The 26,740-nt window shown below is 67.0% G+C and carries 26 protein-coding genes and 3 tRNA genes; 14 read left to right on the forward strand and 15 right to left on the reverse strand.

Features of this window, described 5'->3' with window-relative positions; genetic code table 11:
• Positions 1-4: 4 nt before the first annotated feature.
• On the reverse strand, positions 5-829 hold the full coding sequence (gene modA, locus CTA01S_RS08335; RefSeq protein WP_232301027.1) for a molybdate ABC transporter substrate-binding protein: 825 nt from the start codon (positions 827-829) through the stop codon (positions 5-7).
• Positions 830-937: 108 nt separating this feature from the next.
• Here modA and CTA01S_RS08340 point away from each other — a divergent pair, with 108 nt between their 5' ends.
• Entirely contained in the window at positions 938-1,267 is a 330-nt protein-coding gene (locus tag CTA01S_RS08340; protein ID WP_232301028.1) for a winged helix-turn-helix domain-containing protein, read from the forward strand.
• Positions 1,268-1,427: 160 nt separating this feature from the next.
• Here CTA01S_RS08340 and CTA01S_RS08345 read toward each other — a convergent pair whose 3' ends face one another.
• From CTA01S_RS08345 to CTA01S_RS08355, 3 genes are all read right to left on the reverse strand, one after another.
• Positions 1,428-2,009: a YceI family protein gene (locus CTA01S_RS08345; protein ID WP_062194424.1), complete on the reverse strand. Its 582-nt coding sequence runs from the start codon at positions 2,007-2,009 to the stop codon at positions 1,428-1,430.
• A gap of 71 nt (positions 2,010-2,080) precedes the next feature.
• The gene (locus CTA01S_RS08350) at positions 2,081-2,647 is read right to left on the reverse strand and encodes a YceI family protein (protein ID WP_062194427.1); all 567 of its coding nucleotides are present in this window, start codon (positions 2,645-2,647) and stop codon (positions 2,081-2,083) included.
• Positions 2,648-2,676: 29 nt separating this feature from the next.
• The gene (locus CTA01S_RS08355) at positions 2,677-3,228 is read right to left on the reverse strand and encodes a cytochrome b (RefSeq protein ID WP_062194525.1); all 552 of its coding nucleotides are present in this window, start codon (positions 3,226-3,228) and stop codon (positions 2,677-2,679) included.
• A 162-nt stretch (positions 3,229-3,390) separates the two neighbouring features.
• Here CTA01S_RS08355 and CTA01S_RS08360 point away from each other — a divergent pair, with 162 nt between their 5' ends.
• Entirely contained in the window at positions 3,391-4,497 is a 1,107-nt protein-coding gene (locus CTA01S_RS08360) for a phospholipase A (RefSeq protein ID WP_232301029.1), read from the forward strand.
• A 54-nt stretch (positions 4,498-4,551) separates the two neighbouring features.
• Here the strand turns inward: CTA01S_RS08360 and CTA01S_RS08365 are convergent, their stop codons facing one another.
• A complete protein-coding gene (locus CTA01S_RS08365; protein WP_062194431.1) occupies positions 4,552-5,445 on the reverse strand; it encodes an NUDIX hydrolase in 894 nt (297 codons plus the stop codon).
• Between the two features lie 82 nt (positions 5,446-5,527).
• Positions 5,528-9,109, reverse strand: a complete 3,582-nt coding sequence (locus CTA01S_RS08370; protein ID WP_062194434.1) for an indolepyruvate ferredoxin oxidoreductase family protein — start codon at positions 9,107-9,109, stop codon at positions 5,528-5,530.
• Between the two features lie 183 nt (positions 9,110-9,292).
• On the opposite strand from CTA01S_RS08370, the gene CTA01S_RS08375 reads away from it, so the two are divergent.
• A complete protein-coding gene (locus tag CTA01S_RS08375) occupies positions 9,293-9,841 on the forward strand; it encodes an Lrp/AsnC family transcriptional regulator (RefSeq protein ID WP_198150826.1) in 549 nt (182 codons plus the stop codon).
• Here CTA01S_RS08375 and CTA01S_RS16440 read toward each other — a convergent pair.
• The 5 genes from CTA01S_RS16440 to mltA form a co-directional block, all read right to left on the reverse strand.
• On the reverse strand, positions 9,786-10,595 hold the full coding sequence (locus tag CTA01S_RS16440; protein ID WP_157451330.1) for a response regulator: 810 nt from the start codon (positions 10,593-10,595) through the stop codon (positions 9,786-9,788). The genes CTA01S_RS08375 and CTA01S_RS16440 overlap by 56 nt on opposite strands.
• A complete protein-coding gene (locus tag CTA01S_RS08385; RefSeq protein ID WP_062194438.1) occupies positions 10,592-12,460 on the reverse strand; it encodes a PAS domain S-box protein in 1,869 nt (622 codons plus the stop codon). The genes CTA01S_RS16440 and CTA01S_RS08385 overlap by 4 nt, the downstream gene beginning before the upstream one ends.
• 109 nt (positions 12,461-12,569) lie before the next feature.
• Positions 12,570-13,505 carry a DUF6515 family protein gene (locus CTA01S_RS08390; protein ID WP_062194440.1) on the reverse strand — a complete coding sequence of 312 codons (936 nt, stop codon included), beginning with the start codon at positions 13,503-13,505 and terminating at the stop codon, positions 12,570-12,572.
• Positions 13,506-13,527: 22 nt separating this feature from the next.
• Entirely contained in the window at positions 13,528-14,103 is a 576-nt protein-coding gene (locus CTA01S_RS08395; protein WP_062194443.1) for a glycine zipper 2TM domain-containing protein, read from the reverse strand.
• Positions 14,104-14,268: 165 nt separating this feature from the next.
• Positions 14,269-15,390 (reverse strand): murein transglycosylase A, encoded by a 1,122-nt coding sequence (gene mltA / locus CTA01S_RS08400; protein WP_062194446.1) that lies wholly within the window; start codon positions 15,388-15,390, stop codon positions 14,269-14,271.
• Positions 15,391-15,448: 58 nt separating this feature from the next.
• On the opposite strand from mltA, the gene CTA01S_RS16955 reads away from it, so the two are divergent.
• On the forward strand, positions 15,449-15,574 hold the full coding sequence (locus CTA01S_RS16955; RefSeq protein WP_259370076.1) for a hypothetical protein: 126 nt from the start codon (positions 15,449-15,451) through the stop codon (positions 15,572-15,574).
• Positions 15,575-15,583: 9 nt separating this feature from the next.
• Here the strand turns inward: CTA01S_RS16955 and tlpB are convergent, their stop codons facing one another.
• Positions 15,584-17,650: a transporter-like protein TlpB gene (tlpB, locus tag CTA01S_RS08410; protein WP_062194450.1), complete on the reverse strand. Its 2,067-nt coding sequence runs from the start codon at positions 17,648-17,650 to the stop codon at positions 15,584-15,586.
• Between the two features lie 8 nt (positions 17,651-17,658).
• Entirely contained in the window at positions 17,659-18,036 is a 378-nt protein-coding gene (apaG, locus tag CTA01S_RS08415; protein ID WP_062194453.1) for a Co2+/Mg2+ efflux facilitator ApaG/CorD, read from the reverse strand.
• A gap of 77 nt (positions 18,037-18,113) precedes the next feature.
• On the opposite strand from apaG, the gene rpe reads away from it, so the two are divergent.
• Positions 18,114-18,791 carry a ribulose-phosphate 3-epimerase gene (gene rpe, locus CTA01S_RS08420; protein WP_062194456.1) on the forward strand — a complete coding sequence of 226 codons (678 nt, stop codon included), beginning with the start codon at positions 18,114-18,116 and terminating at the stop codon, positions 18,789-18,791.
• Here the strand turns inward: rpe and CTA01S_RS08425 are convergent.
• Positions 18,746-19,750 carry a glycosyltransferase family A protein gene (locus tag CTA01S_RS08425; protein ID WP_062194459.1) on the reverse strand — a complete coding sequence of 335 codons (1,005 nt, stop codon included), beginning with the start codon at positions 19,748-19,750 and terminating at the stop codon, positions 18,746-18,748. The genes rpe and CTA01S_RS08425 overlap by 46 nt on opposite strands.
• A gap of 91 nt (positions 19,751-19,841) precedes the next feature.
• On the opposite strand from CTA01S_RS08425, the gene gph reads away from it, so the two are divergent.
• Positions 19,842-20,522 (forward strand): phosphoglycolate phosphatase, encoded by a 681-nt coding sequence (gph, locus tag CTA01S_RS08430; protein WP_062194464.1) that lies wholly within the window; start codon positions 19,842-19,844, stop codon positions 20,520-20,522.
• Here the strand turns inward: gph and CTA01S_RS08435 are convergent.
• On the reverse strand, positions 20,519-21,184 hold the full coding sequence (locus tag CTA01S_RS08435; protein ID WP_062194468.1) for a chalcone isomerase family protein: 666 nt from the start codon (positions 21,182-21,184) through the stop codon (positions 20,519-20,521). The two genes, gph and CTA01S_RS08435, sit on opposite strands and share 4 nt — an antisense overlap.
• Positions 21,185-21,585: 401 nt before the next feature.
• On the opposite strand from CTA01S_RS08435, the gene trpE reads away from it, so the two are divergent.
• From trpE to CTA01S_RS08475, 8 genes are all read left to right on the forward strand, one after another.
• Positions 21,586-23,070, forward strand: coding sequence for an anthranilate synthase component I (gene trpE, locus CTA01S_RS08440; RefSeq protein ID WP_019561557.1), 1,485 nt, complete (start codon positions 21,586-21,588; stop codon positions 23,068-23,070).
• A gap of 14 nt (positions 23,071-23,084) precedes the next feature.
• Positions 23,085-23,666, forward strand: a complete 582-nt coding sequence (locus CTA01S_RS08445; protein ID WP_062194472.1) for an anthranilate synthase component II — start codon at positions 23,085-23,087, stop codon at positions 23,664-23,666.
• 14 nt (positions 23,667-23,680) lie between these two features.
• Positions 23,681-24,727: an anthranilate phosphoribosyltransferase gene (gene trpD, locus CTA01S_RS08450; protein ID WP_062194475.1), complete on the forward strand. Its 1,047-nt coding sequence runs from the start codon at positions 23,681-23,683 to the stop codon at positions 24,725-24,727.
• Positions 24,724-25,512 carry an indole-3-glycerol phosphate synthase TrpC gene (gene trpC / locus CTA01S_RS08455; RefSeq protein WP_062194479.1) on the forward strand — a complete coding sequence of 263 codons (789 nt, stop codon included), beginning with the start codon at positions 24,724-24,726 and terminating at the stop codon, positions 25,510-25,512. Before trpD ends, trpC begins: the two co-directional genes overlap by 4 nt.
• On the forward strand, positions 25,509-26,258 hold the full coding sequence (locus CTA01S_RS08460; protein WP_062194483.1) for a uracil-DNA glycosylase: 750 nt from the start codon (positions 25,509-25,511) through the stop codon (positions 26,256-26,258). The genes trpC and CTA01S_RS08460 overlap by 4 nt, the downstream gene beginning before the upstream one ends.
• A gap of 64 nt (positions 26,259-26,322) precedes the next feature.
• A tRNA-Tyr gene (locus CTA01S_RS08465) sits at positions 26,323-26,408 on the forward strand.
• Positions 26,409-26,485: 77 nt separating this feature from the next.
• Positions 26,486-26,559: transfer RNA gene (locus CTA01S_RS08470), tRNA-Gly, on the forward strand.
• Positions 26,560-26,616: 57 nt separating this feature from the next.
• Positions 26,617-26,691, forward strand: a tRNA-Thr gene (locus tag CTA01S_RS08475).
• Positions 26,692-26,740 lie beyond the last annotated feature (49 nt).

Here is a 26,740-nt window from a genome sequence, read left to right on the forward strand (position 1 = left end):
CGCGTCACTCTTTGGGGAGCTCGAAGCCGTAGCGACTCATGATCGCCTGGGCGGGTGGGCGCATCAGGTAGTCGTAGAACGCCTCGAGCGCCGGCGGTGCATCTTTCATCAAGACCATGCGCTGACGCAAGGGCTGGTGCCAGGACTCGGGAATCAGCTCGAACTGGCCCCGCCGAGCCACCGACGGAGCCCGGGCCAGCGACAGCGCCACGATGCCCGCTTGGGCCGCGCCCGAGGTGACGAACTGGGCCGCTTGGGAAATGTTCTCCCCATACACGAGGTGCGGCTGCAGGGCCGACCACAGGCCGGCATGCTGCAAGGCTTCTTTGGCGCGGGCCCCATAGGGGGCATGCTCGGGGTTGGCGATCGCAAAGCGCTGGAGGCGGCCGTCGCGCAGGGCCGCGGCCACATCGCGCAGTTGGCCGTCGGCTTTCAAGGGCGAGCCCTGCGGAACCAGGATGCCGATGCGGCCCAGTGCGTACAGGCGTCCGCGGTCACGGGTCTTGCCCGCGTCGGCGAGTTTGAAGACGAAGTCCTCATCGGCCGACATGAACATCTGAAACGGCGCGCCCTGCAAAATCTGCGCATAGAAGTGGCCCGAGGAGCCGAACACCAGGCGCAGTTCATGCCCGGTGTCGCGTCGGAACTGAGCGGCCACTTCCTCCAAAGCGAACTTCAGGTCCGAGGCCGCGGCCACGGTGGGCGGCGTCTGAGCCCCCACCGAGGCAGAGGCCCAGGCCAAGCAGGCCAGCCCAATGCGAATGAACCGTCGCAACATCGCAACCCCCCGAGACGCCGTCTTGCACACCACCTCGATATCTATGTCCATCGATATCGTTCGTGCAGTATAACGATGAAATTCGCCCCAGCCCCTCCCATGCCTGCCCAGCGCCTGTCTCCTGTTCCTGCGAGGGCCCATGCCCAGACGCGGTTTCGCGTGCAGATCAAACATGCCGTGGCCATCGGCCCGGGCAAGGCCGATGTGCTCCAGTGCATCGACGAGACCGGCTCTTTGGCCGAAGCCGGGCGGCGGCTGGGCATGAGCTACCAGCGGGTGTGGTCGCTGGTGCAAGCGATGAATCGAGACTTCGTCGAGCCCTTGGTGCTCACCCAGCGCGGGGGCGCGGCGGGCGGGGGCGCGCAGCTCAGCGCCACCGGGCGCAAGGTGCTTGAGCTGTACCGGCGTATCGAAGCAGACGCGCAGCGCGCCATGCTGGCGCGCTTGCCGGAGCTGGTGGCACTGATTCGTCCCGAGGCCGGGTCATGAGCCGTGAGGGCCCGGAGCGTCACCAGGTGTGGCTCTATCGGAGACCCCCGCCTGGGGGTGTTCGTCACCCAGTCGTGGGCGGGCCCGTTGGGTCGGGTGGCGGACGTGTGGGCCGTGCCGCACAGGCTGTTCCGTCGACGGCTCGGCCCACGGCACTGGCTCACTGTTTGATGGCTTCGACCTGGATGAGCAGTTTCACGTCGTCAGCCATGCCCATCTTCAGTCCATAGTCCATGCCCCAGCGGCTGCGCTGGATGGTGGTTTCGAAGTCTCCGCCGCAGACCTCGCGCTTGAGCATGGGGTGCTGCGTGCAATTGAAGCGCTTGGCCTTGAGCACCACCGGATGGGTTTGTCCCAGCAAGGTGAGCGTGCCGGCGACTTCGGAGACTTTGTCGCCGTCGAAGCGGAACTGATCGGCGACGAATTTGGCGCTGGGGTATTCGGCCGAATTGAAAAAGTCCTTGCTTTGCAGATGGCGGTTGAACTGCGCCGTGCCGGTGTTGATCGAGGCGGTGTCGATCGTCAGCTCCACTTTGCCGGTCTTGCCCGCGCGGTCGAACTGCACCGTGCCTTCTTTCTTGTCGAAGCGGCCCCGGTTGGTGCTGATGCCCAGGTGATCGACTTCGAATGTCACGAAGGTGTGGGTCGGGTCGATGACGTAGGTGGCGCTTTGGGCCGACGCGGCCCAGGACGCAGCGCCGATGGCGGCGGCCACGGCCGTGGTGTACAAAGTCTTAGGCATGCATGCTCCTTGCGGTGAGAAAAAAAGGGGGGCGACGGTCGAGAACAGCGGCCGGGCACAGACGGCGGCCCTCAAAGCGCCGGCACGCCGGTCAAGGCCAGTTTGAAGCGCACTTGCACCTCATTGGCCACCATCGAAGTGTCGGCCCATTCGCCGTCGCCGATCTTGAAGGCCAGGCGCTGCAGCGTGAACTGCCCGCTGGCGGTGGTGGTGCCGCCGGTCTGGCTCAGGGCCACGGGCACGACCAGGTCGCGGGCCGTGCCTTTGAGGCTGAGCTGGCCGCTGACTTCGAAGCGTCCGCCGCCCAAGGCTTTGATGCTGCGCGAGACGAAGCGCGCCTGCGGAAAACGGGCGGTATGGAACCACTCGGGCTTGACCAGCTCGGCCTCGACTTCGGCCGCGCCCAAGCTGGCGCTGGTCAGATCGACGGTGAAATCGATGCGTCCGGCTTCGGGTTTCTTGGGGTCGAAGCTCAGTTGTGCGTCGAAGCGCTTGAATCGACCTTCGACCGGCACGCCGAGCTGGCGGCTGGTGAAGACGATTTCGCTTTGCGCCGGCAGAAGTTTTTGTTGCGCGAAGGCCGGCCCGGCCATCAACAGCGAGGCGGCCAGCAGCGGCGCGGTCAGGAGTTTGAGCATAGGAAGGCTGCGGTCATGAAAAAAACAGGTCAACGGCCCCACCACATGCGCCGCAGCAGGCCGTCTCGGTCGATGAACTGGTGCTTGAGCGCACCCAGCACGTGCAACACGATCAAGGCGGCCAGGGCATATGCCAGGAGGCCATGCCAGGGTTTGAGGGCCTCGGCCAAGGCCCGGTCGGCCGGCACGAAGTCCGGCAGGGGCAGCCAGCCAAAGAGCACCACGGGAAAGCCGGCGGCCGAGCTGTAGGCCCAGCCGACCAGCGGCACGGCGAAAAACAGACAATACAGCGCCCCATGGGTGCCTTGGTGCGCGATGCGCTGCCACGTGGGCATGTGTTGCAGCACGTGGGGCGGCAGGGCCGGCGGGCGGTGCGTCCAGCGCCACGACAGACGCCAGATCGACAGGGCGAGGATGACGATGCCGGCCCATTTGTGCCAGTTGTAAAGCTTGAGCCGAGCCGGCGACATCGGCAGCTCGGTCATGTACATGCCCAAGGCCAACATCCCCAGCAGCCCCAGGGCCAGCAGCCAGTGCAACACGATGGCGGTGGAGGTGTAACGGTCTGAGGCGGCAGGCATGGTGATCGTGGCAGGCAAGGGCAAGGCCGAAAGCAGCCGAGAAGCATAGACAGCGCTGGGGCGCAGAGGTTCACCGCGCTTGATGGCAATGTTCGAAGGCTTTGAAACGAATCGTGTCCCCAAGGCGGCGGAATCGGCCGCGCCCAGCGACAATCGATCCCCATGAAACGCTCCATGTCGATGAAATGGCGTGGTGCCTGCGCTGCGCTGGCCTGGCTGGGCATGACCCGTGCCGTGGCCGATGCGCCCTGGGTCGCGCCCGAGACCTTGCCGTCGGCGCTGGCTGCCTGTGCCGCCGTGGCCGCGGACCGGGAGCGCCTGGCCTGCTATGACCGCTTGGCCGCACGGCCGGCCTCGGCGCAGCAGAGCACTTCGGCGGCGTGGGCGGGCGGGCCCTCGGTGGCCGGCGGCGCCGAGGCCGAGCCTGCGCCGACCTCGAGCCCGACGGGGTTGTGGTCCCGTTTCTGGGAGCTCGAGCGGGCCGACAAGCGAGGCACTTTCCGCTTCCAGACCTACCGCCCCAATTTCCTGCTGCCGGTGCATCACACCAGCCGGGTCAACCAAGATCCCAGCAGTCCCACTCGCCCCAGCCCCGGCAACCTGCCGGACTACAAGCATCTGGGGGCGAAGTTGCAACTGTCGATCCGCACCAAGCTGTTCGAAGGACTGCTGCTGCCCGAGGGCGACTTGTGGTTCGGCTACACGCAGCAGTCGCTATGGCAGGTGTGGAACCCGCGCGAATCGGCCCCCTTCCGCAGCACCGACTATGAACCCGAGCTGATCTATGTGGCGCCGGTGCCGGAGGTGCTGCGCCGGCTGCCCGGGGGCTGGCAATGGCGCATGGCGCAGCTGGGTCTGTCGCACCAGTCCAACGGACAGGCCGAGCCGCTGTCCCGTTCTTGGAACCGGGTGTACCTCGGGGCGGGCTTCGAGCGGGGCGAGGTCGGCTTTTTGGCGCGCCTGTTGCGGCGTCTGCCCGAGCCGGCCTCGGACGATGACAACCCCGACCTCACCCATTACCGAGGCCGCGCCGATTTCGCGCTGACCTGGGTGCCTGGCCGGGCGACGGCCTCGCTGCTGTACCGCAGCACGCTGCGCGACATCGACCGCGGCGCCTTGCAATTGGACTGGACCTATCCGGTGGACCCCTCCCATCCAAGGGGCTTGCGCTGGTATGTGCAGCTGTTCCATGGGTATGGCGAGACCTTGCTGGATTACAACGTACGCCAGACCAGCCTGGGGATCGGTTTGACCTTGTTCGAGTTTTGAGCCCCGCGCTGCGAGGCGCTGCGGGGGGTGTCCAAAGCCCGGGTGTGGGCCGTTTCACGGCACGGCCGGTGCGTGGAGCTCGGGCGCTTGCCACAGCGGGCGTGCGGCCTCGCCCCAGGCCTGCTGCAAGGGGGCCGGCAGCAAACGGCGGCGCAGCAGAAAGTCCAGCGTGACCAAGGCGGCATCCGTGCTCATGGCGTCGGTGCCGAGCAGCTGCACCACCTCCTCGATCGGCAGCAGCTGGTGCTCGGCCACTTCGCCGTCCATGTTGTGGGGGCGCAGTCCGCGCGGCAGCTCCAAGTCATAGACATAGATCTGCTCGTTTTGCACGCCTTCGGGCACGTCGCGCAGCAGGTGCACGACGCGTCCGGGCGTGGCGCGCCGCGCGGTGGCCTCGGGCAGCCCGGACTCCTCCCAGCACTCCCGCACCAAGGCTCGAAACGGCGTCTGGCCGTAGGGCACGCCGCCGGCCACTAGATTGTCCAACTTGCCCGGGTCGGTGGGTTTGTGCCAGGCGCGACGGGCGACCCACAGATGCGTGATCGCCCCGCCGGGGGCGCGCACATAGCCGTTGAGATGGGCGGCGAAGGTCAAGGTGCCCCACACGCGGGCGGCGGCCCGCTCGATGCGCGCCAGCGGCGGCGTCTCGACCCCGGTGCTCACCGCGTAGGTTTCGTCGCGCCAGCCCGGCACCAAGCCATGCGCGCGCAAGACGGCATTGGTGCGCGCCAGCGCGAGCGAGCGTTGCTCGACGCTGAAGAGCCGGTCGTCCATCTGCACGGCGTCGCGGCCGATTTTCAGCCAGGGGGCGCAGGTGCCCAGCACCGGCAGCAGCGATCGGGCCACCGAGCCCACCAAATGCCGATAGATGAAGAAAGGCACACGCCGCTGCGGCGCCAGGGCACGGGCCGCCGCGATGGCGGGGCATGGACTTGCGGACTGCGGCATGAGGCCACCAGTGTAGACAGCCCGGCCGCCACGGGCGATCCCCGGCTCCAGGGGACCGAGGGCCGGCCCATGGCCGGTCGTCTCAGGCGGCTTTCGCGGCGGCGGCTCCTTCGCGCCACTGACGCAGCAAGGCCTCCCACCGTGGCAGCACCTGCGCGAGATGGCGTTCCTTCACATGGCCGTAGCCGCGGATCTGCTCGGGCAGGCGCGCGATCTCGACGGCCAGCGAGAGATTGCCTGCATGCAGGCCGGCCAACAACTCCTCGATCGTGTCCTTGTAGCGGCCGATCAGCGCGCGTTCCATTTTGCGTTCGGCCGTGTGGCCGAAGGGGTCCAAGGGCGTCCCCCGCAGGACCTTCAGGGGAGCCAGCAGACGAAACGCCTTGAGCATCCAGGGGCCGAAGGGTCGCTTGACCAGCTCCCCGCGTTCATTGCGCTTGGCCAGTGCCGGCGGGGCCAGGTGGTAGCGCAAACGGTAGTCGCCCTCGAACTGTTGGGCGATCTTGTCCAGGAACGCCGGGTCGCTGTGCAGGCGGGCCACCTCGTATTCGTCCTTGTAGGCCATCAGCTTGAACAGGTAACGGGCCACCGCCTCGGTCAGCCGGGTGCTGCCCAGCCGGGCCTCAGCGGCTCGCACGCGCTCGACGAAGCCTTGGTACTGCGTCGCGTAAGCCGCGTTCTGATAGCCCGTGAGGAATTCCACCCGCCGCGCGATGATCTCGTCCAGGCTGGTGGCCGGCTTGCGCACGAATTGCACCACCTGCCCCGCAGGCTGCGCCAAGGCCATCACCGCGGCCAGATCGTGTGCGGCGCGGCGGCCCCATTCGAAGGCCGCTTTGTTGTTCTCGACTTGCACTGCGTTGAGCTCGATGGCGCGCATCAGTGCGGCATGGGTCAGCGGGATCCACCCCTTTTGCCAGGCAAAGCCCAGCATTATCGGGTTGGTGTAGATCGAGTCGCCCAGCAGCTGCACGGCCAAGTGCTCGGCATCCAGCCGGCCGACCTGGGCCTCGCCCACCGCCTGCACGATGGCGGTGTCGCAGGTGCTGGCCGGGAACTGCCAATTGGGGTCGTGCACGAAGGCCGCGGTGGGCGTGCCGTGCACATTGAGCGCCACGCGGGTACGGCCTTCGCGCATGGCCGTCAGCGTGGTCTTGGTGGCCGTCACGATGGGGTCGCAGCCGATGACGAGGTCGGCTTCGGCCGTGCCGACCTTGGTGGTCAGGATGGCCTCGGGCCGGTTGGCGATCTGGATGTGGCTCCAGGTGCTACCGCCTTTCTGGGCCAGACCGGCGGCGTCTTGCGTGACCACGCCCTTGCCTTCCAGGTGGGCGGCCATGCCCAGCAGCTGGCCGATCGTGATGACGCCGGTGCCGCCCACGCCGGCCACGATGATCCCGTAGGCCGTCTCGGCCGGCGGCAGGGTGGGCTCGGGCAGGGCGGGCAGACGCGACGGATCGGGCCGGGCCGACTCTTTGCGGGCCGATCGCAGCTGGCCGCCCTCGACGGTCACGAAGCTCGGGCAAAAGCCCTTCACGCAGGAGAAGTCCTTGTTGCAGGTGCTTTGATTGATGCGGCGCTTGCGGCCGAATTCGGTTTCGACCGGCTCCACGCTGAGGCAGTTGCTCTGCTCGGAGCAGTCGCCACAGCCTTCGCAGACCAGTTCGTTGATCACCACGCGCTGGGCCGGCTCGGCCATCGTGCCGCGCTTGCGGCGGCGGCGCTTCTCGGTGGCGCAGGTCTGGTCGTAGATGATGGCCGTGCAGCCGGGGATCTCACGGAACTCGCGCTGAATGCGGTCCAGTTCGTCACGGTGATGCACGGTGACGCCTGGCAGCAACGGCGCGCCGCGGTATTTCTCGGGCTCGTCGGTGACGATCACCAACTTGGCCACGCCTTCGGCCACCAGGCTTTGCATGATCTGCAGCACCGAGTGGCCCTCGGGGCGCTCCCCTACGCGCTGGCCGCCGGTCATGGCCACCGCGTCGTTGTAGAGGATCTTGTAGGTGATGTTCACGCCCGCGGCGATGCTTTGGCGGATCGCCAGCAGGCCGCTGTGGAAGTAGGTGCCGTCGCCCAGGTTGGCGAAGATGTGCCGCTCCTTCGTGAAGGGGGCCTGGCCGACCCAGGGCACGCCCTCGCCGCCCATTTGCGTGAAGGTGGAGGTGTTGCGGTCCATCCACACCGTCATGTAGTGACAGCCGATGCCGGCCACGGCGCGCGAGCCTTCGGGCACGCGGGTGCTGGTGTTGTGCGGGCAGCCGCTGCAGAACCATGGCAGGCGGTCGGTGGCGGCCACCAGGGTTTGCTCGCTGCGCTCTTTGGCTTCGATCAGTGCGACGCGTGCACGCACCCGGGCTTGCTGGTCGGCGCTCAATCGTTGCATCAGGCCGGTTTTTTCCAGGCGCTGCGCGATGGCCTTGGCGATCAACGCGGGGTTCAGGTCGGCCTGGGCGCGCAGCAGCCAGTTCGACGCCGGGTTGGGCATGGACCATTCGCCGCCGGAGTGATCGCCTTCGGGTTCGTTGAACTTACCCAGCACGTTCGGACGCACGTCCTCGCGCCAGTTGTAGAGCTCTTCCTTGAGCTGGTATTCGATGACTTGGCGCTTTTCCTCGATGACCAGGATCTCGTCCAGCCCGGTGGCGAATTCGCGCGTGATGGTGGCCTCCAGCGGCCACACCACGGTGACCTTGTGCAGCCGGATGCCGATGGCGCGACACAGCTCGTCGGTCAGGCCCAGGTCGTGCAGCGCTTGGCGGGTGTCGTTGTAGGCCTTGCCGGAGGCGATCAGGCCCAGTCGGGCATGGGGGGAGTCGATGACCGTGTGATTGAGCCGGTTGGCCCGCACATAGGCCAGCGCGGCATACCACTTGTAGTTCATCAGCCGCGCCTCTTGCTCCAGCGGAGCGTCGGGCCAGCGGATGTGCACCCCGCCTTCGGGCATGACGAAGTCTTCCGGCAGCACGATGCGCACCCGGTCGGGGTCGATCTCGACGCTGGAGGCCGACTCCACGATTTCCTGAATGGTTTTCATGCCGGCCCACACACCGGCAAAGCGGCTCATCGCAAACGCATGCAGCCCCAGGTCGAGGATCTCCTGCACGCTGGTGGGGAAGAACACCGGAAAGCCCACGGCCTTGAACACGTGGTCGCTCTGGTGGGCGGCGGTCGAGCTCTTGGCGATGTGGTCGTCGCCGGCGATGGCGATCACCCCGCCGTGGCGGGCCGTGCCGGCCATGTTGGCGTGCTTGAAGACGTCCAGGCAGCGGTCCACGCCCGGGCCTTTGCCGTACCAAATGCCGAAGACCCCGTCGTATTTCTTGTGCTCGGGGTAGAGGTCCAGCTGCTGCGTGCCCCACACGGCCGTGGCGGCCAGCTCCTCGTTGACGCCGGGCTGAAAGACGATGTGGTGAGCCGCCAGGTGCTTTTGGGCCGCCCACAAGGCCTGGTCATAGCCACCCAACGGTGAGCCGCGGTAGCCGCTGATGAAACCCGCGGTGTTCAGCCCGACCCGGGCGTCGCGCTCGCGCTGCAGCATGGGCAGGCGCACCAGGGCCTGGATGCCGCTCATGAAGGCGCGGCCATGGTCGAGCGTGTACTTGTCGTCCAAGGAGACGGTTTCGAGCGCCTTGCGGATGGCCTCGGGCAGGGGTGCGTTCATCGCGGGACTCCTCGTGGTGGTCCTTCGGGGCTGGCCTGCGAGCGCGCGGGTCGCGCCCGCCCACAGGTCTGGGGCAATGCTTCACAGTGTAGAAAGACCGGCCCGACAAGTCTTTCTTTTCTTTGCAGGTTTGACCGCTGATTCAGGAATAATCTTTCCTTGGACAGTCGTTTGGAGAAACAAGTGCCCTCGAAATCGCAGGAATCAGGGAAAACCCGAGGCTCGGGCGGGGCCGAAGCGGCGCACGAGGGCCTGGACCGCTACGACGTGGCCATCCTGGCCGAATTGCAGCAAGATGCGCGCCTGAGCAATGCCGAGCTGGCCGCTCGTGTGGGCTTGTCGCCCACGCCGTGCTGGCGGCGCGTCAAGTGGCTGGAGGAGCAGGGCTATATCAAGGGCTACCGTGCGGAGATCGACCGGCACAAGATCGGCCTGGGGGTGTTGGCCTTCGTGCGGGTGGATGCCGAGCGCAACAACGCGCAAGACACCCGGGCCCTGGAGGATGCGATCCGCGCCTTGCCCGAGGTGATCTCATGTCATTACATCTCGGGCACGGGCACGTTCGAACTGCAAGTCATGGCCACCGATTTGCAGGCCTATTCCCGCTGGTCCATGGACACCTTGTTCCGCTTGCCCAATGTGAAGGACTTGCACACCAGTTTCTCTTTGGGCGAGGTCAAGGCGAGCTCGGCGCTGCCGTTGAATCATCTGCGTCCGGGCTCGCGGCGTTGAGCTGTGCGGCGCTTTGCAGCTGGGCGGTCAAGGCGCGCACGTCCACCGGCTTGACCCAATAGCCCATGCAGCCGGCGGCCAGGAGTTCGTCGCGGCGAAAGCGGTCGTCATGGGCCGTGATCGCCACGATCGGGATGTCGCGCGTGTGAGGGTGGGCTTTGAGGTGGCGTACGAAGCTCAAGCCATCCATGCCTGGCAGCTGCAGGTCCAGCAAAATGACATCGGGGCGGCGGGCTAGCACGGCGCCGGCGGCCGCCTCAGCCGAGGTGTTGGACAAGACCATGTGGCCTTGCAGCTCCAGTGCCTCGCTCATCAACCGCAAATCGATGCGATCGTCCTCGACCACCAGCACCCGAGCCTTGCGCGCCGGGGCCGCAGGCGTGCGGTGCCGGTGCAGCAGCTCGGCCACTTGTTGGGGCAGACGCCGCGTGTCGATGGGTTTGGCGATGTAGGCCACGCAGCCGGCCTGCAGGGCTTTGAGATCGTCGCCCTTCATCGCATGGGCCGTCACGGCCACCACCGGAATGTGCTGCCATCGCGGCTCGGCCTTGAGGCGACGGCAAAAGCTCAGCCCATCCAAGCCAGGCAAAGCCAGGTCGAGCAGGATCAAATCGGGCTGGTGGTCTTGCAACCAGGCTTGGGCTTGTTCGGCGTCGGGCACGGGCACCACGGTGTACCCGGCCAGCTCCAGCACGTCGCGCGCCAGCTTCAGATTCCAGGGGTTGTCATCGACGATCAACAAGGTGGCACTCATGGCGCGGCGGCCTCCAGCGTCGTGTGCCAGGGCAGCCACACCGTGAAGGTGCTGCCTTGGCCGGGCGTGCTTTGCACCTCAATGCGTCCGCCGTGCAGTTCGACCAGTTTGCGCGTCAGGGCCAGCCCCAGCCCCGTGCCCTCATAGCGGCGCGACAGGCCCCCATCGAGTTGCCGGAAGGCTTCGAACAAGTGCCCCAGGTCCTGCGGGGCAATGCCGATGCCCGTGTCGCTGACCGACAGCTTCAACCAATGCAAGGGCGGCTGGCTCGACACCTCCATCCGCACCCCGATGTGGCCACCGCTGTCGGTGAACTTGACGGCATTGGACAGCAAATTGAACAAAATCTGTTTGAACTTTTGCCGATCCAGCCGCACCGGCGGCAGCGCCGCCGGCAGCAGCGTTTGCACCTGCATCGACTTTTTGCGCGCTTGGGCATTGATGATGGTGCACACTTCTTGGAGGGCTTCTTCCACCTGGAACACCTCCGGCCGCAAGTCCATCTTGCCTGCCTCGATCTTCGACAAATCGAGCACGTCGTTGATCAGTTGCAGCAAATGGCGGCCGCAGTTGAGGATGTCTTGCACGTATTCCCGTTGCTTGGCATTGAGCGGGCCGGCCAGCTCGTCGATCAGCAATTCCGAAAAGCCCAGCACGCCATTGAGCGGCGTCCTCAGCTCGTGGGACATGTTGGCCAAGAACTCGCTCTTGAGCCGGTTGGCCTCGTGCAAGGAGGCTTCGATGCGTTTGCGTTCGGTGGCATCGCGGATGGCCGCCGAGATCACCAGGCCGTCTTCGGTTTCGATCGGACTGAGGCTGATTTCCACCGGAAATTCCGAGCCGTCCTTGCGCAACCCGGCCAGCGCCAATCCGGCGCCCATCGAGCGCACCTTGGGGTTGCTCATGAAGCGTGCCCGGTGGTCGGGATGCACGCCGCGCAGCCGGGACGGCACCAAGATCTCGATGCTTTGCCCGAGCAGTTCGGTGCGCGACCAGCCAAACAGCCGCTCCGTCTGAGAGTTGATCAGCACGATGCGGCCGTGGGCGTCGACGATGACCATCGCATCGGGGGCCGATTCCAACAAGTCTTTGAACTTGCGGTCGGCGCGCCGGCGCAGCTCTTCGCGCTCACTCAGGTCCCGCACGGCGCTGACGATCAAGACCCCCTCGTCGCTGACCATCGGGCTCAAGCTGATTTCCACGGGAAACTCTCGCCCGTCGCGCCGCTGCCCCAACAATTCCAAGCCGGCTCCCATGGTGCGCGCCCGTGGCGCCTGGGCATATCGGCCGCGGTGCGCGGCATGCGCGGCCCGCAAGCGCTCGGGCAACAACTGTTCGACCGGCAGCCCCAGCCATTGCCGCGAGGCGTAACCGAACATGCGCTCGGCCTGGGTGTTGGCATACACGATGCAGCCGCTGGCATTGGCGATCACGATCGCATCCGGGACGAACTCCAGCACCGTGCGATAGCGCGATTCGATCCATTGCGCCTGACGCAACACCTTCAGGTGCGTCACGTCTTTCATCGTGCACAAGTAGCACTGCAAGCGGCCTTGGGGGTCCAGCACGGCCTTGGTCGATGCGCTGACCGACACCAACGAGCCGTCGCGGCGCCGACGCTCGACTTCCTCGACCACCACGCCTGCGTCGCGCGCCCGAGCCAGGCTCTGGGCCACGGCATCGGCCTGCCCGGCCGGCGCGATCAAATCGGACAGCAAGACCCCCGCGGCCTCTGCGGGGTCGTAGCCGAACAACTGCTGTGCCGTGGCATTGAGCTCGCACACCCGCCCATCGGGCGAGAGCAACATCACGGCGTCCGGGCAGTCATCGACCAAGACACGCCACAGACTGGGCAGATCGTTCATCGGCACGGCGCCGTCGCGCGAACCACGATGGCCTCACGATCGGCCCTGGCTTGACGAAAGTCAAGCCCCGCCGTGGCGCGGGCGTGCGAAAGATGACGCCACGCCCGTCTCAGCGCACGCTATAGCCCCGTCCTTCCATGCAGGCCGACCAGGCACGCCGATAGTTGTCCCGCAGCGTCGGGCTGTCCTCCATCGGCTGGCCGCTGCCCAGCCAGCTCGGGTCGAAGCGGCTGACCGACACCGCCCATTCGTGGCATTGGAACTGGTCGTCGGCTTGTTGCTGAGCGCTTTGTTGGCGCGTAGGGTATGCGATCGGATAGTCGAAACTCGCACTGGCGGCCTGGCTCGGGGGCTCTACCACCTGGTACCCCCCGGTGGACAGCGGGGCGTAGTACACGTCATCGAGCACGTAATACACCGAGGGACCCCAATACACCACCCGGTGATAGTAGGGCAGGGTGCTGACGTACAGACCGACCGGCGGACGCACCACCACATAGGCGCTGCCGCGGCGGCTGTACCACACCCCCTGGTAGAACCAGTACGGCGCGCCCAAGTAGACCGTGGAGTAGGTGGTGGGGGGCAGCTGATAGACCACATGACCCGGGCGCGGCGGACGAGGCGGTGGCACCGGCTGCCAGCTGCCGCCACTCGAGGCCGGCGGGGGCTGGCCCTGCCAGCGGCGCCCATCGTCCCATGGGCGATCCTCGTCACGGGGGCGACCCGGCCGGGCCGACCCGTCTCGCTCGGGCGGGCCGTCGCGCAGCCGAGCGGGACGCTCCGGGGCCGGCCCATCGCCCGACAGGCGCGATTCCCCCACGCGGGGCGGGCGTTGCCCTTGACCATAACGCTCGCCCACACGCGGTCCGTCTTGCCAACCCCGGTGCTGCTCGACCACCCGGCTCAGCGGGTGGGGGCGCTCGCGATCGGCATCACGGCCATCCTTGGGACGCCAGCCCTCCTGGGCCCAGGCGCCGCTGGCGGTCCACAGGGCCGCCAGCAGCCAGGGCCAGGGGCGGCGCAGCGGGGTGGGCAGTTTCAGCATAGGGCCTCCTGGTGGCACGGTGTCAGCGTACCGCATAGCCTCGGCCGCTCATGCAGGCGGCCATGGCACGGCGCAGCTCATCGTACGCCGGCGGCGGCAAGGCCGATGCGGCGGCCTGCGCATTGAGCCGTCGGGCTTCCTCGGCGCGCGCCTGGTCCGAGGCGGCGCCGATGATGGCCCCCAACACCAGCCCGACGGCGGCGGCTTCGCCCGCATGGCGCGGGGAGGAGGCCGTCAGGCTGCCGACGATGGCCCCGGCGGCGGCGCCCAACGCGGTGTCACGTCCCGGCTCAGGGTCGTAGACGGTGGCCAGCGGCGCCCTCGTGCTGCGACCCACCGGGATCATGCCCGGATCGCGCCCGGTCTGCTGCACGGCCCAGCGGTAGCACTCATAGCGGTCGCGGTGCTGGCGGCGCTCGTCCTGACCCTGCATCGGATAGAAGTACAACGGCTGGCTGGCGGCGGCCGGCACGGCCGAGGCCACTGGCACGGCCCGTGGGGTTGCGCAGCCGCCCAGAGCCGCCGCCAGCACGGCAGCCCCGGGCAAGCCACCCCATCGCAGCCAAGCTCGCGAGGCAGTCAAGGGAGTCGACTTCATGGCCTGCATGGTGCAAGTGTCGTGCGTCTGCCGTGCAACGGGTGCGTGAACCGATGTAAAGACCCTGCCGGCGGCTGCGGGCCAGCGACCGGCGCATACCGATTCAACGTTTCAGTCCCCCTGCGCGCGGACAAGACCGGCTCGCACGCCGCCGCGGGGGCGTGCTCACAGCGGAGGTTGGCGCGGCCACAGCACCCACAGTTTCAGCGGCTGCTTCATCCGTCCGGCCAGTTCCTCGGCGCCCTCGCCCCAGCCCCAGAAGAAATCGCCGCGCACCGCTCCGACGATGGCCCCGCCGGTATCCTGGGCCACCATGAGACGTTGCAGGGGCCGCGGCTCGCCGCCGGGGCGTGTCGGTGGCTCGGTGCTGGCAATCCACACCGGCGTTCCGTACGGAATCGAGCCGCGATCCACGGCGAGCGAGCGGCCGGGCGTCAGCGGCACCCCTTGGGCGCCGACCGGGCCGACGCTGGGGTCGGGCAAAGGCTCTTCGCGGAAGAAGACATAGCGGGGATTGGCATGCAGCAGTTCGGTCACGCGCTGCGGATGGGCGCGCGCCCACTGTTTGATGGCCGGCCAAGACGCCTGCTCCAAGGGCAGCGCCCCCTGGTCCACCAGCCAGCGGCCCACGGACCGGTAAGGCTGGTCATTGTGGCCGGCGAAGGCCAGGCGCACCAGGCGCTGGCGACCGTCGGGTTCGGTCAGCAGGAGCCGGCCCGAGCCCTGGACATGCAGGATCAGCGCATCCAGCGGGTCGGCCACATAAGCGATTTCCAAGCCCTTGAGGGCGGCCTTGGCCGCCGGCAGGGTTTCCAGCTGCGCACGGGTCCAATAGGGGCGGCGTTGGGCCAGGTCGGCTGGTGCACGGTACAGTGGCACTCGGAAGCGTGCATCGGGCAAGCGGCGCGCCTCGATCAGGGGTTCGTAGTAGGCCGTCAGCAGTCCATCGGTGGCCGAGCCGTCCAGCGGTTCCACCCGGTACGGGCGCAGATGCTGCTGCAGCCACGCCCGCACCGCCGCCTCGTGGGGCTCGCGCAAAGCCTGGGCGCTGGCGCAAACCTCCTCCCAGCCGGCGGCCGGGCGGGTGCAACTGCGCAACAGCGCCGGCCAGGCCAGCACGATCTGGTCGTCGGCCCAGCCGGGCAAGGCATCCCAGCCCACCGGCACCCAACGGGACTTGGGCTGCTCGATGACCCGAGCCATCGGCGCTTGCTCGGCCGCAGTGTCAGGCGGCGGCACGGTGCCGCAGGCGGCCAGCATCCCTAGAATGGCGGCGGCCGCGGCCATGCGCCACCGCAAGACGGGGCGCTTTGGAGCGCTGGTCCCAACAGGACAGGACGAAGACATGTGGTTGATCTTGCTGGAGGCGCTGGGCGCCTTGGTCTTGTTGATCCTCATCGTGTGGTGGACGATGTTCTCCGGCCGCCGCAAGGGTGAGCGTCGCGACGAGACGCAGACGCCGCCCCATTGACGGCCCCGATCAGCTCGCTGCCGGGTCGCGGGGCGGCCACAAGAAGCTCCAGGGGCGCTGGCGCAGCCGGGCCCAGACCGCGGCGTGGATGCGTCCACGGTCTTTCAGGCGGATGTTGCGTGCGCGCAGCGCCAGGCGGAACGCCAGCAGGAAGCTCACCGTCACATTGAGCACGCCGGTCAGTGCGATACCCGTCACCGCCAGCCAAAACCCCGGGGTGGACAGCAGCTCCCAGCCGATGGCGCCCAAGGCCACGCCCAGCTGACCGCTGGCCAAGGTCACGTGCCGCACGTCCAAGCCGATGCCAAAAAAGTGCGCCACGGCAGGCACCAGCCCCAGCATCAGTCCCAGCGAGACATTGCCGGCCAAGCCCGAGACATGGGCTTGCAGCCAAGCGGACCAGCGTGCGGCGCGGTGGGCGCCCAGTCGCGCCACGATGCGCGGGTTCCAGCGCAGTGCGCTGCCCAAGCGGTGCAGCACGAACCAATTCTCGGCCCAGCCGGCGATCAGGCTGGAGGCAAACAACAGCACGCCCGTGGCGGCTGCATACACGGGCGTCCAGCCCAAGGCGCTGAGCGAATCGACGGCATAGCGAGCCTGGTCGACCCCGATCAGCGGCGCACCGAACACCAGGCTCCACCCCCATTGCACGGCCAAGGCGCAGGGCAGCACCACGCTCACATTGCCCACGATGCCGGCCACCTGTGTGCGAATGAGGTGGCTGACTTCGTCGACGAAATCCTCCACCGCTTCGTCACGGCCCAAGTCGCCGAGCTTGTGGGCCATGGCTGGCGCGGTCATGGCGGGCTGCTTGGTGGCCAGGGTGAAATGAGCGAGTTGGATGGCCACGAAGCTGATCGCATAGTTCAGTCCGGCGGCCATCCCTGCGAAGAAGCCCGACAAGCCCATCAGGCCGATCAGAAACTTCAGAAAGACCGTCACCGTCGTGACCGCCCCGCCGCCTGCGGCGCGCCAAACCATCTGGAGATACTCGCGGCGGTTGCGGGTGATGTAGTGTTCGCCCGTTTCCGCATTGCGTTCGGCCATCTTGCGCGCCAGCAAGGAGTAATTGCGTGCCACCAGGGCCCGCACGCTGCGCCGGCGCTCGGCAGTGTGCGCCAGCTGCACCACCAAGTCGCGCACGGCCCGCGCCGGCGCTTCGCTGAGCAGGCAGTCCAGCAACTGTTGGGCCCGGTCCAGCCGGGCTTGCAACTGCTGCACGGCAAACACGATGTTGACGGAGATGCCCGTGTCTTCCAGCGTGTCATAGACCGTGTCTGCATCGCGCCGGCAGGCATCCAGCACGGTGTGGAAGTAGCGCAGCGCCGGGCCCAAGGCCTCGGGGCGCGGCGGTGCGGCCTCCAGCTCCTGGCGTACGGACTGGAAGGCGCGCAGCAATTGATGAAACGGCACCAGTGCACGGGCCGCGCCGGCCAGGCGTATGCGCACGTCGGCCGAGAAGGCCAACGCGCGCACTTGTGTCAGGCACATGACCGTGGCGTCCAGCAGCGCCGTGCGCCAGCTCTCAGCGGCTTTGGGATGCCGGCTGGCGGCCACCGCCTCGCGCAACAGGGCTGCGAGTCGATCCAGCGTCTCGTCGTCGATCGCTTGCAGCCACTGTGCATCGTTGGCATCGCTGAACATCAGCTGAAACAGCTCCGACCAGTCTTCCGTGTCCGGTGTGCCTGGCAGCAGCTTGCGCTGGAGGCGTTCCAGCACCTCGCTGAAGAAGGCTCTGTGGGAGGCAAAGCCGAAGTCGGCCAGCAACAACGTGGCATCCATGTCCACCAGGGTGCGGGCCAGCAATTCCACGAGCCGGGCCCGATAGTCGGGCTCCCGGTCCAATAAATTGAGCAGATGGCGCAGCTTGAGCACGGGCCGAGGCGTGCCGGGCGGCACGGCCGCCGGGGCCGAGCCCTCGGCCGGCTTGGGCGAGACCGGGCTGCGGCGCAGCCACTCCAGCAAGCGCACCAGCCACAGATTGCGCTCGGCCCGCGGGGCGCGCGGGTCCAAGGCAGCGAGCAGCGAATTCAGGTCCCACACCGCGGCGGGCCGGGCATCGAACAGGCCAGGCATGCGAGCGGTCAATGCAGGTGGTTGCGCTGGGCGGACAGCGAGAACGCCGGGATCGGCACTTCGAAGCGCTCACCGTCCTCGGCCACGCAGAAGTAACTGCCGCCCATGGTGCCGCGCGGCGTGGCCAGACGGGTCCAGCTCGTGTACTCGAACCCCTCGCCCGGCTTGAGCAGGGGTTGGTGCCCCACCACGCCCAGGCCCTTGACTTCCTCGATGCGGCCGTGGGCATCGGTGATGATCCAGTGCCGCGAGATCAGCTGTGCTGCCACCTGGCCCGTGTTGCGGATGGTGACCGTGTACGCAAACGCGTACATCCCTTGTTCGGGGTCGGAATGTTCGGGCAGGTAGCGCGGCTGAACCTCCACGCTGAATTCGTAGGCGCTCATACCTTGGGATGGTAGCAACCCTGCGCCCACCCCGGCACGCGCCGGACTTCTACAATCCCTGCGCCCTGGAGAGCCTCATGAACTACCGCATCGCCCCGTCCATTCTGTCCGCCGACTTCGCCCGCTTGGGCGAGGAAGTGCGCCAGGTCATCGCCGCCGGCGCCGACTGGATCCATTTCGACGTGATGGACAACCATTACGTTCCCAACCTGACGTTTGGCCCCATGGTGTGCCAGGCGCTCAAGCCGCATGCCAAGACCCCGGATGGCCGGCCCGTGCCGATCGACGTGCACCTGATGGTGCAACCCGTCGATGCCTTGGCCCAGGCGTTCGCCAAGGCCGGTGCCGACCTGATCAGCTTCCACCCCGAAGCCAGCGCTCACGTCGACCGCACCTTGCAGCTCATCAAGGACGCAGGCTGCCAAGCCGGCTTGGTGTTCAACCCGGCCTCGCCCCTCGACGCGCTGGAGTGGGTGCTCGACAAAGTCGACTTGGTGCTCATCATGAGCGTCAATCCCGGCTTCGGCGGGCAAAGCTTCATTGCCTCGGCCTTGCGCAAGATCGAGCGAGTGCGTCAGTGGATCGACGCCAGCGGGCGTGACATTCGCCTGGAGGTCGACGGTGGCATCAAGGTGGACAACATCCGCCAGGTGGCCGATGCCGGGGCCGACACCTTCGTGGCCGGCAGCGCCATCTTCGGCCAGCCTGACTACAAAGCGGTCATCGACGCCATGCGGGCGCAGCTGGCTGCCTGAGCAGGCGTCGAGGCGGTGGGCGGCCGCCCCAGCAGGTCGCCATAGACCTGCGTCATGTGCTGCAAGGCCTCGTCATTGCCATGGCCCCGCACATTGTGGCGGTACAGGCCCGAGCGCTGGCTGCCCAGCCAGCTCACCAGCCGCTGCCCGCGTCCGGTGGTGAACACGCCGTAGCCCTGCAATCGGGTCATCCAGTTGAGCCAAATGTCATCCCCGTGGGGGGCGAGCGCCCGGTAGCGATCTCCCTCGGCGGCACAGCGCTGCAGCGAGCCGGCGGGGTAAAGCACGCCGCCCACCCCGGTGAAGAACAAATCGTCGCCGCAGGCCGGCTCCTCGACGCTCCAGCGCCAGTCCCGGTAGGCGCGCAGGCGCCCGGCATCGTCACGCAAGACCCGGTGCGCCCGATGGCACACCACGTGCCCCGGCCTGTGGGCGCTGGCGGCCAGCAGTTCCTCCAGCCATGTCGGCCAGTAGCAAATGTCGTCGTCGGCCGTCACGAAGGTGGCCTCGGGCCAGCGTGCCAGGCTGGGGATGATCTTCATGTAGCTCTTGATGTCCTGTGGCCAGGTGCGGATGCTCAAGCCATGGTCTTGCAGTGAGCGCACCTTCGGCGGCACGAGGTCCGCATAGGCTTCGTCCACCCACAGCACCACGTGGTCGGGCTTCACGGTTTGCCCCAGCAGGCTCATCAGGGTGAGGTGCAGCACAGGAAAACGCCCGGGAAACGACGTCAGACTGAGGACCAGTTCGCCCGGCAGTCCATGCGGGCGAGGCGGGGCGTGGCGTGCGCGCAGCCAATGCCAGCGCACCGTCAAGGGCGCTGCCAGCCGCTGAAGGCCATGGGCCACCGACGCCAGCTTGTGGCGCCAGGGCTTGTTCAGGGAGCGCCGCCAGCGAGCGAGATGACGTGACCAACCGGTCGATGCGTTGGGCAATTCAGGAGGTTCGTGGGTCGACATTCCCTGAGCGTAACCCGACCGAACCCCCTGAGGCAGCCCCAGCGCCTCGTGGCGTGCGCGATACTGCGATTTTTGCCGTCTTCTGTTCCAGATGTTGTCCTTGCCGCCCTTGCAAGCTGCCATCGTCGATCTCGATGGCACCCTGATCGACACCTTGGGCGACTTCGTCGTGGCCCTCAACCGCTGCCTCCAGGACCTGGGCTTGCCCGGCATCGACCGCCAATTCGTGGCCAACACCGTCGGCAAAGGCTCGGAGCACCTGCTGCGCAGCACCCTGGCGCATGTCGGCGCCGACCCCGCGCTGTACGCTGCCGCCTGGGCTCGTTACCAAGCGCATTACCGGGCCATCAATGGCCAGCACGCGCAGGTCTACCCGGGGGTCGAGCAGGGCCTGTCCTGGCTGCATTCGCAAGGGCTGCGGCTGGCCTGCCTCACCAACAAGCCCACGGCCTTCGCCCAGCCCTTGCTGCAGCGCATGGGCTTGGCCGGCTACTTCGAGCGGATCTACGGTGGCGACGCCTTCGAGCGCTGCAAGCCCGACCCTTTGCCGCTGTGGCGCACCTGCGAGGCGCTGGGCAGCGAACCCTCACGCAGCCTGATGATCGGAGATTCCAGCAACGATGCCGAGGCGGCCCGGGCGGCCGGCTGTCCCCTGGTGCTGGTCACCTACGGCTACAACCATGGCCAGGATGTGCGCGCCCTGCCTGCATGGGCCCACCTCGATCGGCTCGATCAGCTGGCGCACAGGCTGCGCCAGGGGCTGGGCGTCTAGTTTGTCGCGTCCTGGGTGGCGGGCGCCTTGCCCAACAGCGCGTCCTTCAGGTTGGCGTCTGCCGGGTTCTGCCCCAGCCAAATCTTCATCAGCGTGGTGTAGAACTCCGGCTCCTTGATCGGTTCGGCCGCGGGTTTGCCATTGACCAGAATCACTGTGCCTTGGCCGGGGATCCAGTCCACCTGGAAGCTCTCGCCCGTGGCCAAGCGCTTCTTGGCGGCGAAGATCTCGCCCATTTTGATCGTGCCGGGAATGGATTTGACGAAGTCCTCGCGGGAGGCGTTTTTCTCCATCCCCTGGGTGAACAGCTTGCCCAGTTCGTTGGCATCGATGTCGCGCAACATCACGATGTGCAGGCGCTTGGGGCCGGCGGCGGCGAACACTGCCGCAGGCGTCGACGCCTTCTGGGCGAGATACAAGCCCGCGGCATAGACGCGAAAGATGGCTTTGAACCGAATCCCCGCGCCATTGAGCTGCAAACGCTGGCCGGCCAGCGTGATCTCGTTGTCGAACTTCGCGCCGGCCAGCTCCACCGCGGCGCGTGTCGTGGCCGCGGGGGCGGTGTTCGGGGGGGTCTGGGCCTGGACCCAGGCAGGACAAGCCGTCAGGGCCAGGGCCCATGCGAGCTGGCGGACCCTGAGCCATGGAGTGTGCAAGCGCATGGTGGAGCTCTCCTCGACGAACCGACCGCAGCCGCGGCCAAGGATCCGGCATGTCGCACGATCCTCGGTCGCACAATGTAGCAGGAAAACGCACGAACGTTCGTCAGAGATCGGGGTGGTTTTCCCTGACTTGGGGGGCTGCTACACTGAAGCCCATGTTCCTGTCTCGCAAACTAACCAGGGGTCAACACGACCGGGGAGCCTGGCCCTGGCGTCGCCCGCATCGGCCGGTTTAGTTTGCCCATGCCCGCACCGCGGTCGGTGCCCAGTGCCCCTGCCAGCGCGCCTGCGGGTTCGGCGTCCAAGGAATTCTCGGATCCGTCTGACCGGGGATTCGCCCACCAACACCATCCGCATGGCCACCGGCGCCTCCTGCAGGCGCCCGTGCCCAGGAGGGCCCTGTGATCACCGAACTCGAATTCAAAAGCCTGTCCCAACAAGGCTACAACCGCATTCCTCTCATCGCCGAGGCCTTCGCCGACCTCGAAACCCCGCTGTCGCTGTATTTGAAGCTGGCCCATGGCGGCGGCCAGGGCCGCCACAGCTTCCTGCTGGAGTCGGTGGTCGGTGGCGAGCGTTTCGGACGTTATTCCTTCATCGGCCTGCCGGCGCGCACTTGGCTGCGCAGCACCGGCTGGGTCACCGAGGTCTGCACCGATGGTCAGATCGTCGAACGCCACGAAGGCAATCCGCTGGACTTCATCGCGCAGTACCAAACCCGCTTCAAGGTGGCGCTGCGTCCCGGTCTGCCGCGTTTTTGCGGCGGGCTGGCCGGCTACTTCGGCTACGACACCGTGCGCTACATCGAGCCGCGCTTGGCCAAGGGGCGCAAAGGCGGCGGCATCGGCACGCCGGACATCCTCTTGCTGCAAACCGAAGAGCTGGCCGTCATCGACAATCTCTCGGGCCGTCTCTACCTCATCGTCTACGCCGATCCGCGCGAGCCCGAAGCCTATTTCCGCGCCAAACGCCGCTTGGCCGAGCTCACCGACAAACTCAAGTACAGCGTCACCGCCCCGCCGGTGCGTCGCGGCGTCTCGCATCCGGTGCAGCGCGAATTCGCCAAGGACGACTACCTGGCCGCCGTGCTCAAGGCCAAGGAATACATCGCCGCGGGCGACATGATGCAGGTGCAAATCGGTCAGCGCCTGAAGAAGCGCTACACCGAGTCACCGCTGTCGCTGTACCGGGCGCTGCGCTCGCTCAACCCCTCGCCCTACATGTACTTCTACGACATGGGGGATTTCCAGATCGTGGGCGCCTCCCCCGAAATCCTGGTCCGCCACGAGCATGTCCCCGAGGGTGAGAAGATCACCATTCGGCCCATTGCCGGCACTCGACCGCGTGGGGCCACGCCCGAGCAGGACAAGGCCTTGGAGGCCGAGCTGCTGGCCGACCCCAAGGAGCGTGCCGAACACTTGATGCTCATCGACCTGGCGCGCAACGACATCGGCCGCATCGCCCAGACCGGCAGCGTCAAGGTGACCGAAGCCTTCGTCGTCGAGCGCTACTCGCACGTGATGCACATCGTCAGCAACGTGGAAGGCTTGCTCAAGCCCGGCACGACCAACCTCGACGTGCTGCGCGCCAGCTTCCCGGCTGGCACCCTGACCGGCGCCCCGAAGATCCGCGCCATGGAGATCATCGACGAGCTCGAGCCCGTGCAGCGCGGCATCTACGGCGGCGCCTGCGGCTACCTCAGTTTTGCCGGCGACATGGACGTGGCCATTGCGATCCGCACGGGCATCGTCAAAGACAACACCTTGTACGTGCAGGCTGCCGCCGGAGTGGTGGCCGATTCGGTGCCCGAGATGGAATGGCGCGAGACCGAGGCCAAGGCTCGAGCCTTGCTGCGCGCGGCCGAGCTGGTCGAAGAGGGCTTTTGAGCCAGGGGGCTGCCATGCTATTGATGATCGACAACTACGACTCCTTCACCTACAACCTCGTGCAGTATTTCGGCGAGCTGGGCCAGGAGGTGCGTGTCTTTCGCAACGACGAGATCACGCTCGAAGGCATTGCCAGCCTGAAGCCCGATCACCTCGTGCTGTCGCCGGGGCCCTGCTCGCCAGCCGAAGCCGGCATCTGCATCGACGCGATCCGCCACTTCATGGGCCGCCTGCCGATTCTGGGCGTGTGCCTGGGCCACCAAAGCATCGGTGCGGCGCTGGGCGGCCGCATCGTGCGCGCCAAGGTGCAGATGCATGGCAAGACCAGCACCATCACCAACGATGGGAAAGGCGTGTACACCGGCTTGCCGCGCCAGTTCAAGGTGGTGCGTTACCACTCGCTGGCCATCGAGCGCGAGACCCTGCCGGCCGAGCTGGAGATCACCTCCACCACCGAAGACGGGGAAATCATGGGGGTGCGTCACATCGCGCTGGCCGCAAGCCGCGCGCCGCTGGAGGGTGTGCAATTTCATCCGGAGTCCATACTCAGCGAGCATGGGCACGCGATGCTGAGAAACTTCCTGAATCTGCACTGAGGAGGAGGCCCCCGATGCCCATCACCAACACCGAGGCCCTGACCCGCGTCATCGAGCACCGCGAGATCTTCCACGACGAGATGCTCGCCCTCATGCGCCGCATCATGAGTGGGGAGATGTCGCCGGTGATGATCGCCGCGCTGGCCATCGGCTTGCGTGTCAAGAAAGAAACCATTGGCGAAATCGCTGCGGCCGCCCAAGTCATGCGCGAGTTCGCCACGCCGGTGACGGTGCCGGACAAGACCCATCTCGTGGACCTGTGCGGCACCGGCGGCGATGCGGCGCATACCTTCAACATCTCCACTGCGGCGATGATCGTGGCGGCTGCGGCCGGTGCACGTGTGGCCAAGCACGGTGGACGGGCGGTGTCGTCCAGTACCGGCAGCGCCGACGTGCTCGAAGCGCTAGGCGCCAACATCATGCTCAGCCCCGAGCAGGTGGCCGCCTGTCTGACCGAGACCGGCATCGGCTTCATGTTCGCGCCCAATCATCACAGCTCGATGAAATATGCAGCGCCGGTGCGCAAAGAGCTGGGGGTGCGCACCATCTTCAACATTCTGGGGCCGCTGACCAACCCCGCGGGTGCGCCCAACCAGCTCATGGGTGTGTTCCACCCTGACCTGGTGGGCATCCAGGTACGCGTGTTGCAGCGCCTGGGCGCCGAACACGTGATGGTCGTCTACGGCATGAATGGCATGGACGAAATCTCGCTGTCCGGCGAGACCATGGTCGGTGAGCTCAAGGACGGTGAAGTGCGCGAATACATGATCCATCCGGCCGACTTCGGCTTGCCCGTCTATGACGCGCGCGTGCTGCGCGTGGCCAGCAAGGAGGAGTCGGTGCAGTGCATCCAGCGCGCCTTGGCCAACGAGGATGGGCCCGTACGCGACATCGTGCTGCTCAATGCCGCCGGGGCGCTGTATTGCGCCAACGTGGTTGCATCCATCGCCGAAGGCGTGCGCCTGGCCCGCGAGGTCGTGGCCTCGGGCAAGGCCCTGGCCAAGCTCAGCCAGTTCGTGGCAGTCACGCAAAAGCTTGCGGCTGGAGGAGCTGCCGCATGAGCGACATCCTGCAACGCATCGTCCAGGTCAAGCGCGAGGAAGTCGCCGCGGCCCGACGCCAGCGTGACCTGCCCAGCCTGCGCCGGGAGGCCGAGGCGCTGGGCGGGCAGCGCGATTTCGTCGGCGCCATGCGCCAGGTCCGGGGGGCCGGCCGCGCCGCCGTGATCGCCGAGATCAAGCAAGCCAGCCCCAGCAAAGGGCTGCTGCGCGAGCATTTCGTGCCGGCCGACATCGCGGCCAGCTATGCCCGCCATGGCGCGGCCTGCCTGTCGGTGCTCACCGATGAGCGCTTCTTCCGCGGCTCGGCGCGCCACCTGCAAGACGCTCGCGCCGCCTGTTGGCTGCCGGTGCTGCGCAAGGACTTCATGATCGACGAGTACCAGGTCTACGAGGCGCGATCCTGGGGTGCCGACTGCATCCTTCTGATCGCGGCCTGTCTGGACGATGCACAGATGGCCGATCTGGAGGCCGTGGCGCACGGCTTGGGCATGGCGGTGCTGGTGGAAGTGCACGATGGCGCCGAGCTCCAGCGGGCGCTGCGCTTGAAGACGCCTCTGGTGGGCATCAACAATCGCGACCTGCGCAGCTTCGAGGTCCGCTTGGAGACCACCTTGAGTTTGCTGCCCGAGGTCCCGCAGGACCGCTTGTTGGTCACCGAATCGGGCATTCTCACGCGTGCGGACGTGCTGCGCATGCGCCAAGCCGGCGTGCATGCGTTCCTCGTGGGCGAGGCGTTCATGCGCGCCGACGATCCCGGCTCGGCTCTCTCGGCGTTGTTCGAATGAGCGCCCAGCCCCCCCAGCCCTGCTTCTTGGCCGCCGAGGGTCCAGTGGACAACCGGCTGCGCGAGCCGCTGGAGGCCTGCTTCGAGCGGGTCGGTGACGACTGGCGTGCCGTCACCGAGCCCTTTCGTGTCAGTCCGCAGGGCCGGGCCCTGATCGATTTCGTCGATGGGCGCGTGCGCCAGGGGGCCATCGTCTATCCCGCCCAAGTCTTCCGTGCCTTGCAAGCCGGCGGGCCGCAGGATGTGAAAGTGCTCATCTTGGGGCAAGACCCCTACCACGGGGCGGGGCAGGCGCAGGGACTGGCCTTTTCGGTGCCGGCGGGGCAGCGCTTGCCACCGAGTTTGCGCAACATCTATCGCGAAGTTCAAGCCGATACGGGACGGGCGCCACCTGCCAGTGGCGACCTCGGGCGCTGGGCGGCGCAAGGCGTGTTGTTGCTCAATACCGTCCTGACCGTCGAAGACGGCCGCCCCGGCAGCCACGCCGGATGCGGCTGGGAAGCCCTGACCGACGCCCTCATTGCGCAGGTGTCGCGATGCTCCCCGGCCTGCGTGTTCATGCTATGGGGCGCCAGCGCGCAGGCCAAGCGCCCGCTGATCGACGCCACGCGGCACGCCATCCTGGCGTGCAATCACCCTTCGCCGCGGTCGGCTCGCCGTCCGCCTGCGCCGTTCGTGGGGTGCCGGCATTTCAGTCAGGCCAACGCCTGGCTGGCCAGCCGTGGCCGCAGCGCAATCCTTTGGTGACCGTGCGTCGCGGATGGGGCATTGGCAGCGACTCAAACTCAACATATAATCTGTGGTTCGCCGCGGAGGGGTGCCCGAGTGGCTAAAGGGGGCAGACTGTAAATCTGTTGGCTTACGCCTACGTTGGTTCGAATCCAACCCCCTCCACCAGGCGAAGCGATGAGGCCGTTCGTGCGGGTTTGCTGGCGCGCGGACGTGGTGAGTCGGCGATGGGAAGCGACTCCTTTGCGGGAGTAGTTCAATGGTAGAACCTTAGCCTTCCAAGCTAATGACGCGGGTTCGATTCCCGTCTCCCGCTCCAGCAAACCGTCGGCACGGGTTTGGGTGTCGTGGCCAAGGCGCCCAAACCCGTGTCGATGCCCATGTGGCTCAGTGGTAGAGCACTCCCTTGGTAAGGGAGAGGTCACGCGTTCGATCCGCGTCATGGGCACCACTCCTCTCATCGTCCAATCCGGCATTGCGCCGTCAGGAGATCGAAACAA

The organism is Caldimonas taiwanensis NBRC 104434 (assembly GCF_001592165.1).
Lineage (GTDB): Bacteria > Pseudomonadota > Gammaproteobacteria > Burkholderiales > Burkholderiaceae_C > Caldimonas > Caldimonas manganoxidans.

Bases quoted from the DNA above. Each gene is read 5' to 3' on its own strand.
- modA (WP_232301027.1), bottom strand. From the start codon at position 829: ATGGACATAGATATCGAGGTGGTGTGCAAGACGGCGTCTCGGGGGGTT.
- CTA01S_RS08345 (WP_062194424.1), bottom strand. From the start codon at position 2,009: ATGCCTAAGACTTTGTACACCACGGCCGTGGCCGCCGCCATCGGCGCT.
- CTA01S_RS08350 (WP_062194427.1), bottom strand. From the start codon at position 2,647: ATGCTCAAACTCCTGACCGCGCCGCTGCTGGCCGCCTCGCTGTTGATG.
- CTA01S_RS08355 (WP_062194525.1), bottom strand. From the start codon at position 3,228: ATGCCTGCCGCCTCAGACCGTTACACCTCCACCGCCATCGTGTTGCAC.
- CTA01S_RS08360 (WP_232301029.1), top strand. From the start codon at position 3,391: ATGAAACGCTCCATGTCGATGAAATGGCGTGGTGCCTGCGCTGCGCTG.
- CTA01S_RS08365 (WP_062194431.1), bottom strand. From the start codon at position 5,445: ATGCCGCAGTCCGCAAGTCCATGCCCCGCCATCGCGGCGGCCCGTGCC.
- CTA01S_RS08370 (WP_062194434.1), bottom strand. From the start codon at position 9,109: ATGAACGCACCCCTGCCCGAGGCCATCCGCAAGGCGCTCGAAACCGTC.
- CTA01S_RS16440 (WP_157451330.1), bottom strand. From the start codon at position 10,595: ATGAGTGCCACCTTGTTGATCGTCGATGACAACCCCTGGAATCTGAAG.
- CTA01S_RS08385 (WP_062194438.1), bottom strand. From the start codon at position 12,460: ATGAACGATCTGCCCAGTCTGTGGCGTGTCTTGGTCGATGACTGCCCG.
- CTA01S_RS08390 (WP_062194440.1), bottom strand. From the start codon at position 13,505: ATGCTGAAACTGCCCACCCCGCTGCGCCGCCCCTGGCCCTGGCTGCTG.
- CTA01S_RS08395 (WP_062194443.1), bottom strand. From the start codon at position 14,103: ATGAAGTCGACTCCCTTGACTGCCTCGCGAGCTTGGCTGCGATGGGGT.
- mltA (WP_062194446.1), bottom strand. From the start codon at position 15,390: ATGGCCGCGGCCGCCGCCATTCTAGGGATGCTGGCCGCCTGCGGCACC.
- CTA01S_RS16955 (WP_259370076.1), top strand. From the start codon at position 15,449: ATGTGGTTGATCTTGCTGGAGGCGCTGGGCGCCTTGGTCTTGTTGATC.
- tlpB (WP_062194450.1), bottom strand. From the start codon at position 17,650: ATGCCTGGCCTGTTCGATGCCCGGCCCGCCGCGGTGTGGGACCTGAAT.
- apaG (WP_062194453.1), bottom strand. From the start codon at position 18,036: ATGAGCGCCTACGAATTCAGCGTGGAGGTTCAGCCGCGCTACCTGCCC.
- rpe (WP_062194456.1), top strand. From the start codon at position 18,114: ATGAACTACCGCATCGCCCCGTCCATTCTGTCCGCCGACTTCGCCCGC.
- CTA01S_RS08425 (WP_062194459.1), bottom strand. From the start codon at position 19,750: ATGTCGACCCACGAACCTCCTGAATTGCCCAACGCATCGACCGGTTGG.
- gph (WP_062194464.1), top strand. From the start codon at position 19,842: ATGTTGTCCTTGCCGCCCTTGCAAGCTGCCATCGTCGATCTCGATGGC.
- CTA01S_RS08435 (WP_062194468.1), bottom strand. From the start codon at position 21,184: ATGCGCTTGCACACTCCATGGCTCAGGGTCCGCCAGCTCGCATGGGCC.
- CTA01S_RS08445 (WP_062194472.1), top strand. From the start codon at position 23,085: ATGCTATTGATGATCGACAACTACGACTCCTTCACCTACAACCTCGTG.
- trpD (WP_062194475.1), top strand. From the start codon at position 23,681: ATGCCCATCACCAACACCGAGGCCCTGACCCGCGTCATCGAGCACCGC.
- trpC (WP_062194479.1), top strand. From the start codon at position 24,724: ATGAGCGACATCCTGCAACGCATCGTCCAGGTCAAGCGCGAGGAAGTC.
- CTA01S_RS08460 (WP_062194483.1), top strand. From the start codon at position 25,509: ATGAGCGCCCAGCCCCCCCAGCCCTGCTTCTTGGCCGCCGAGGGTCCA.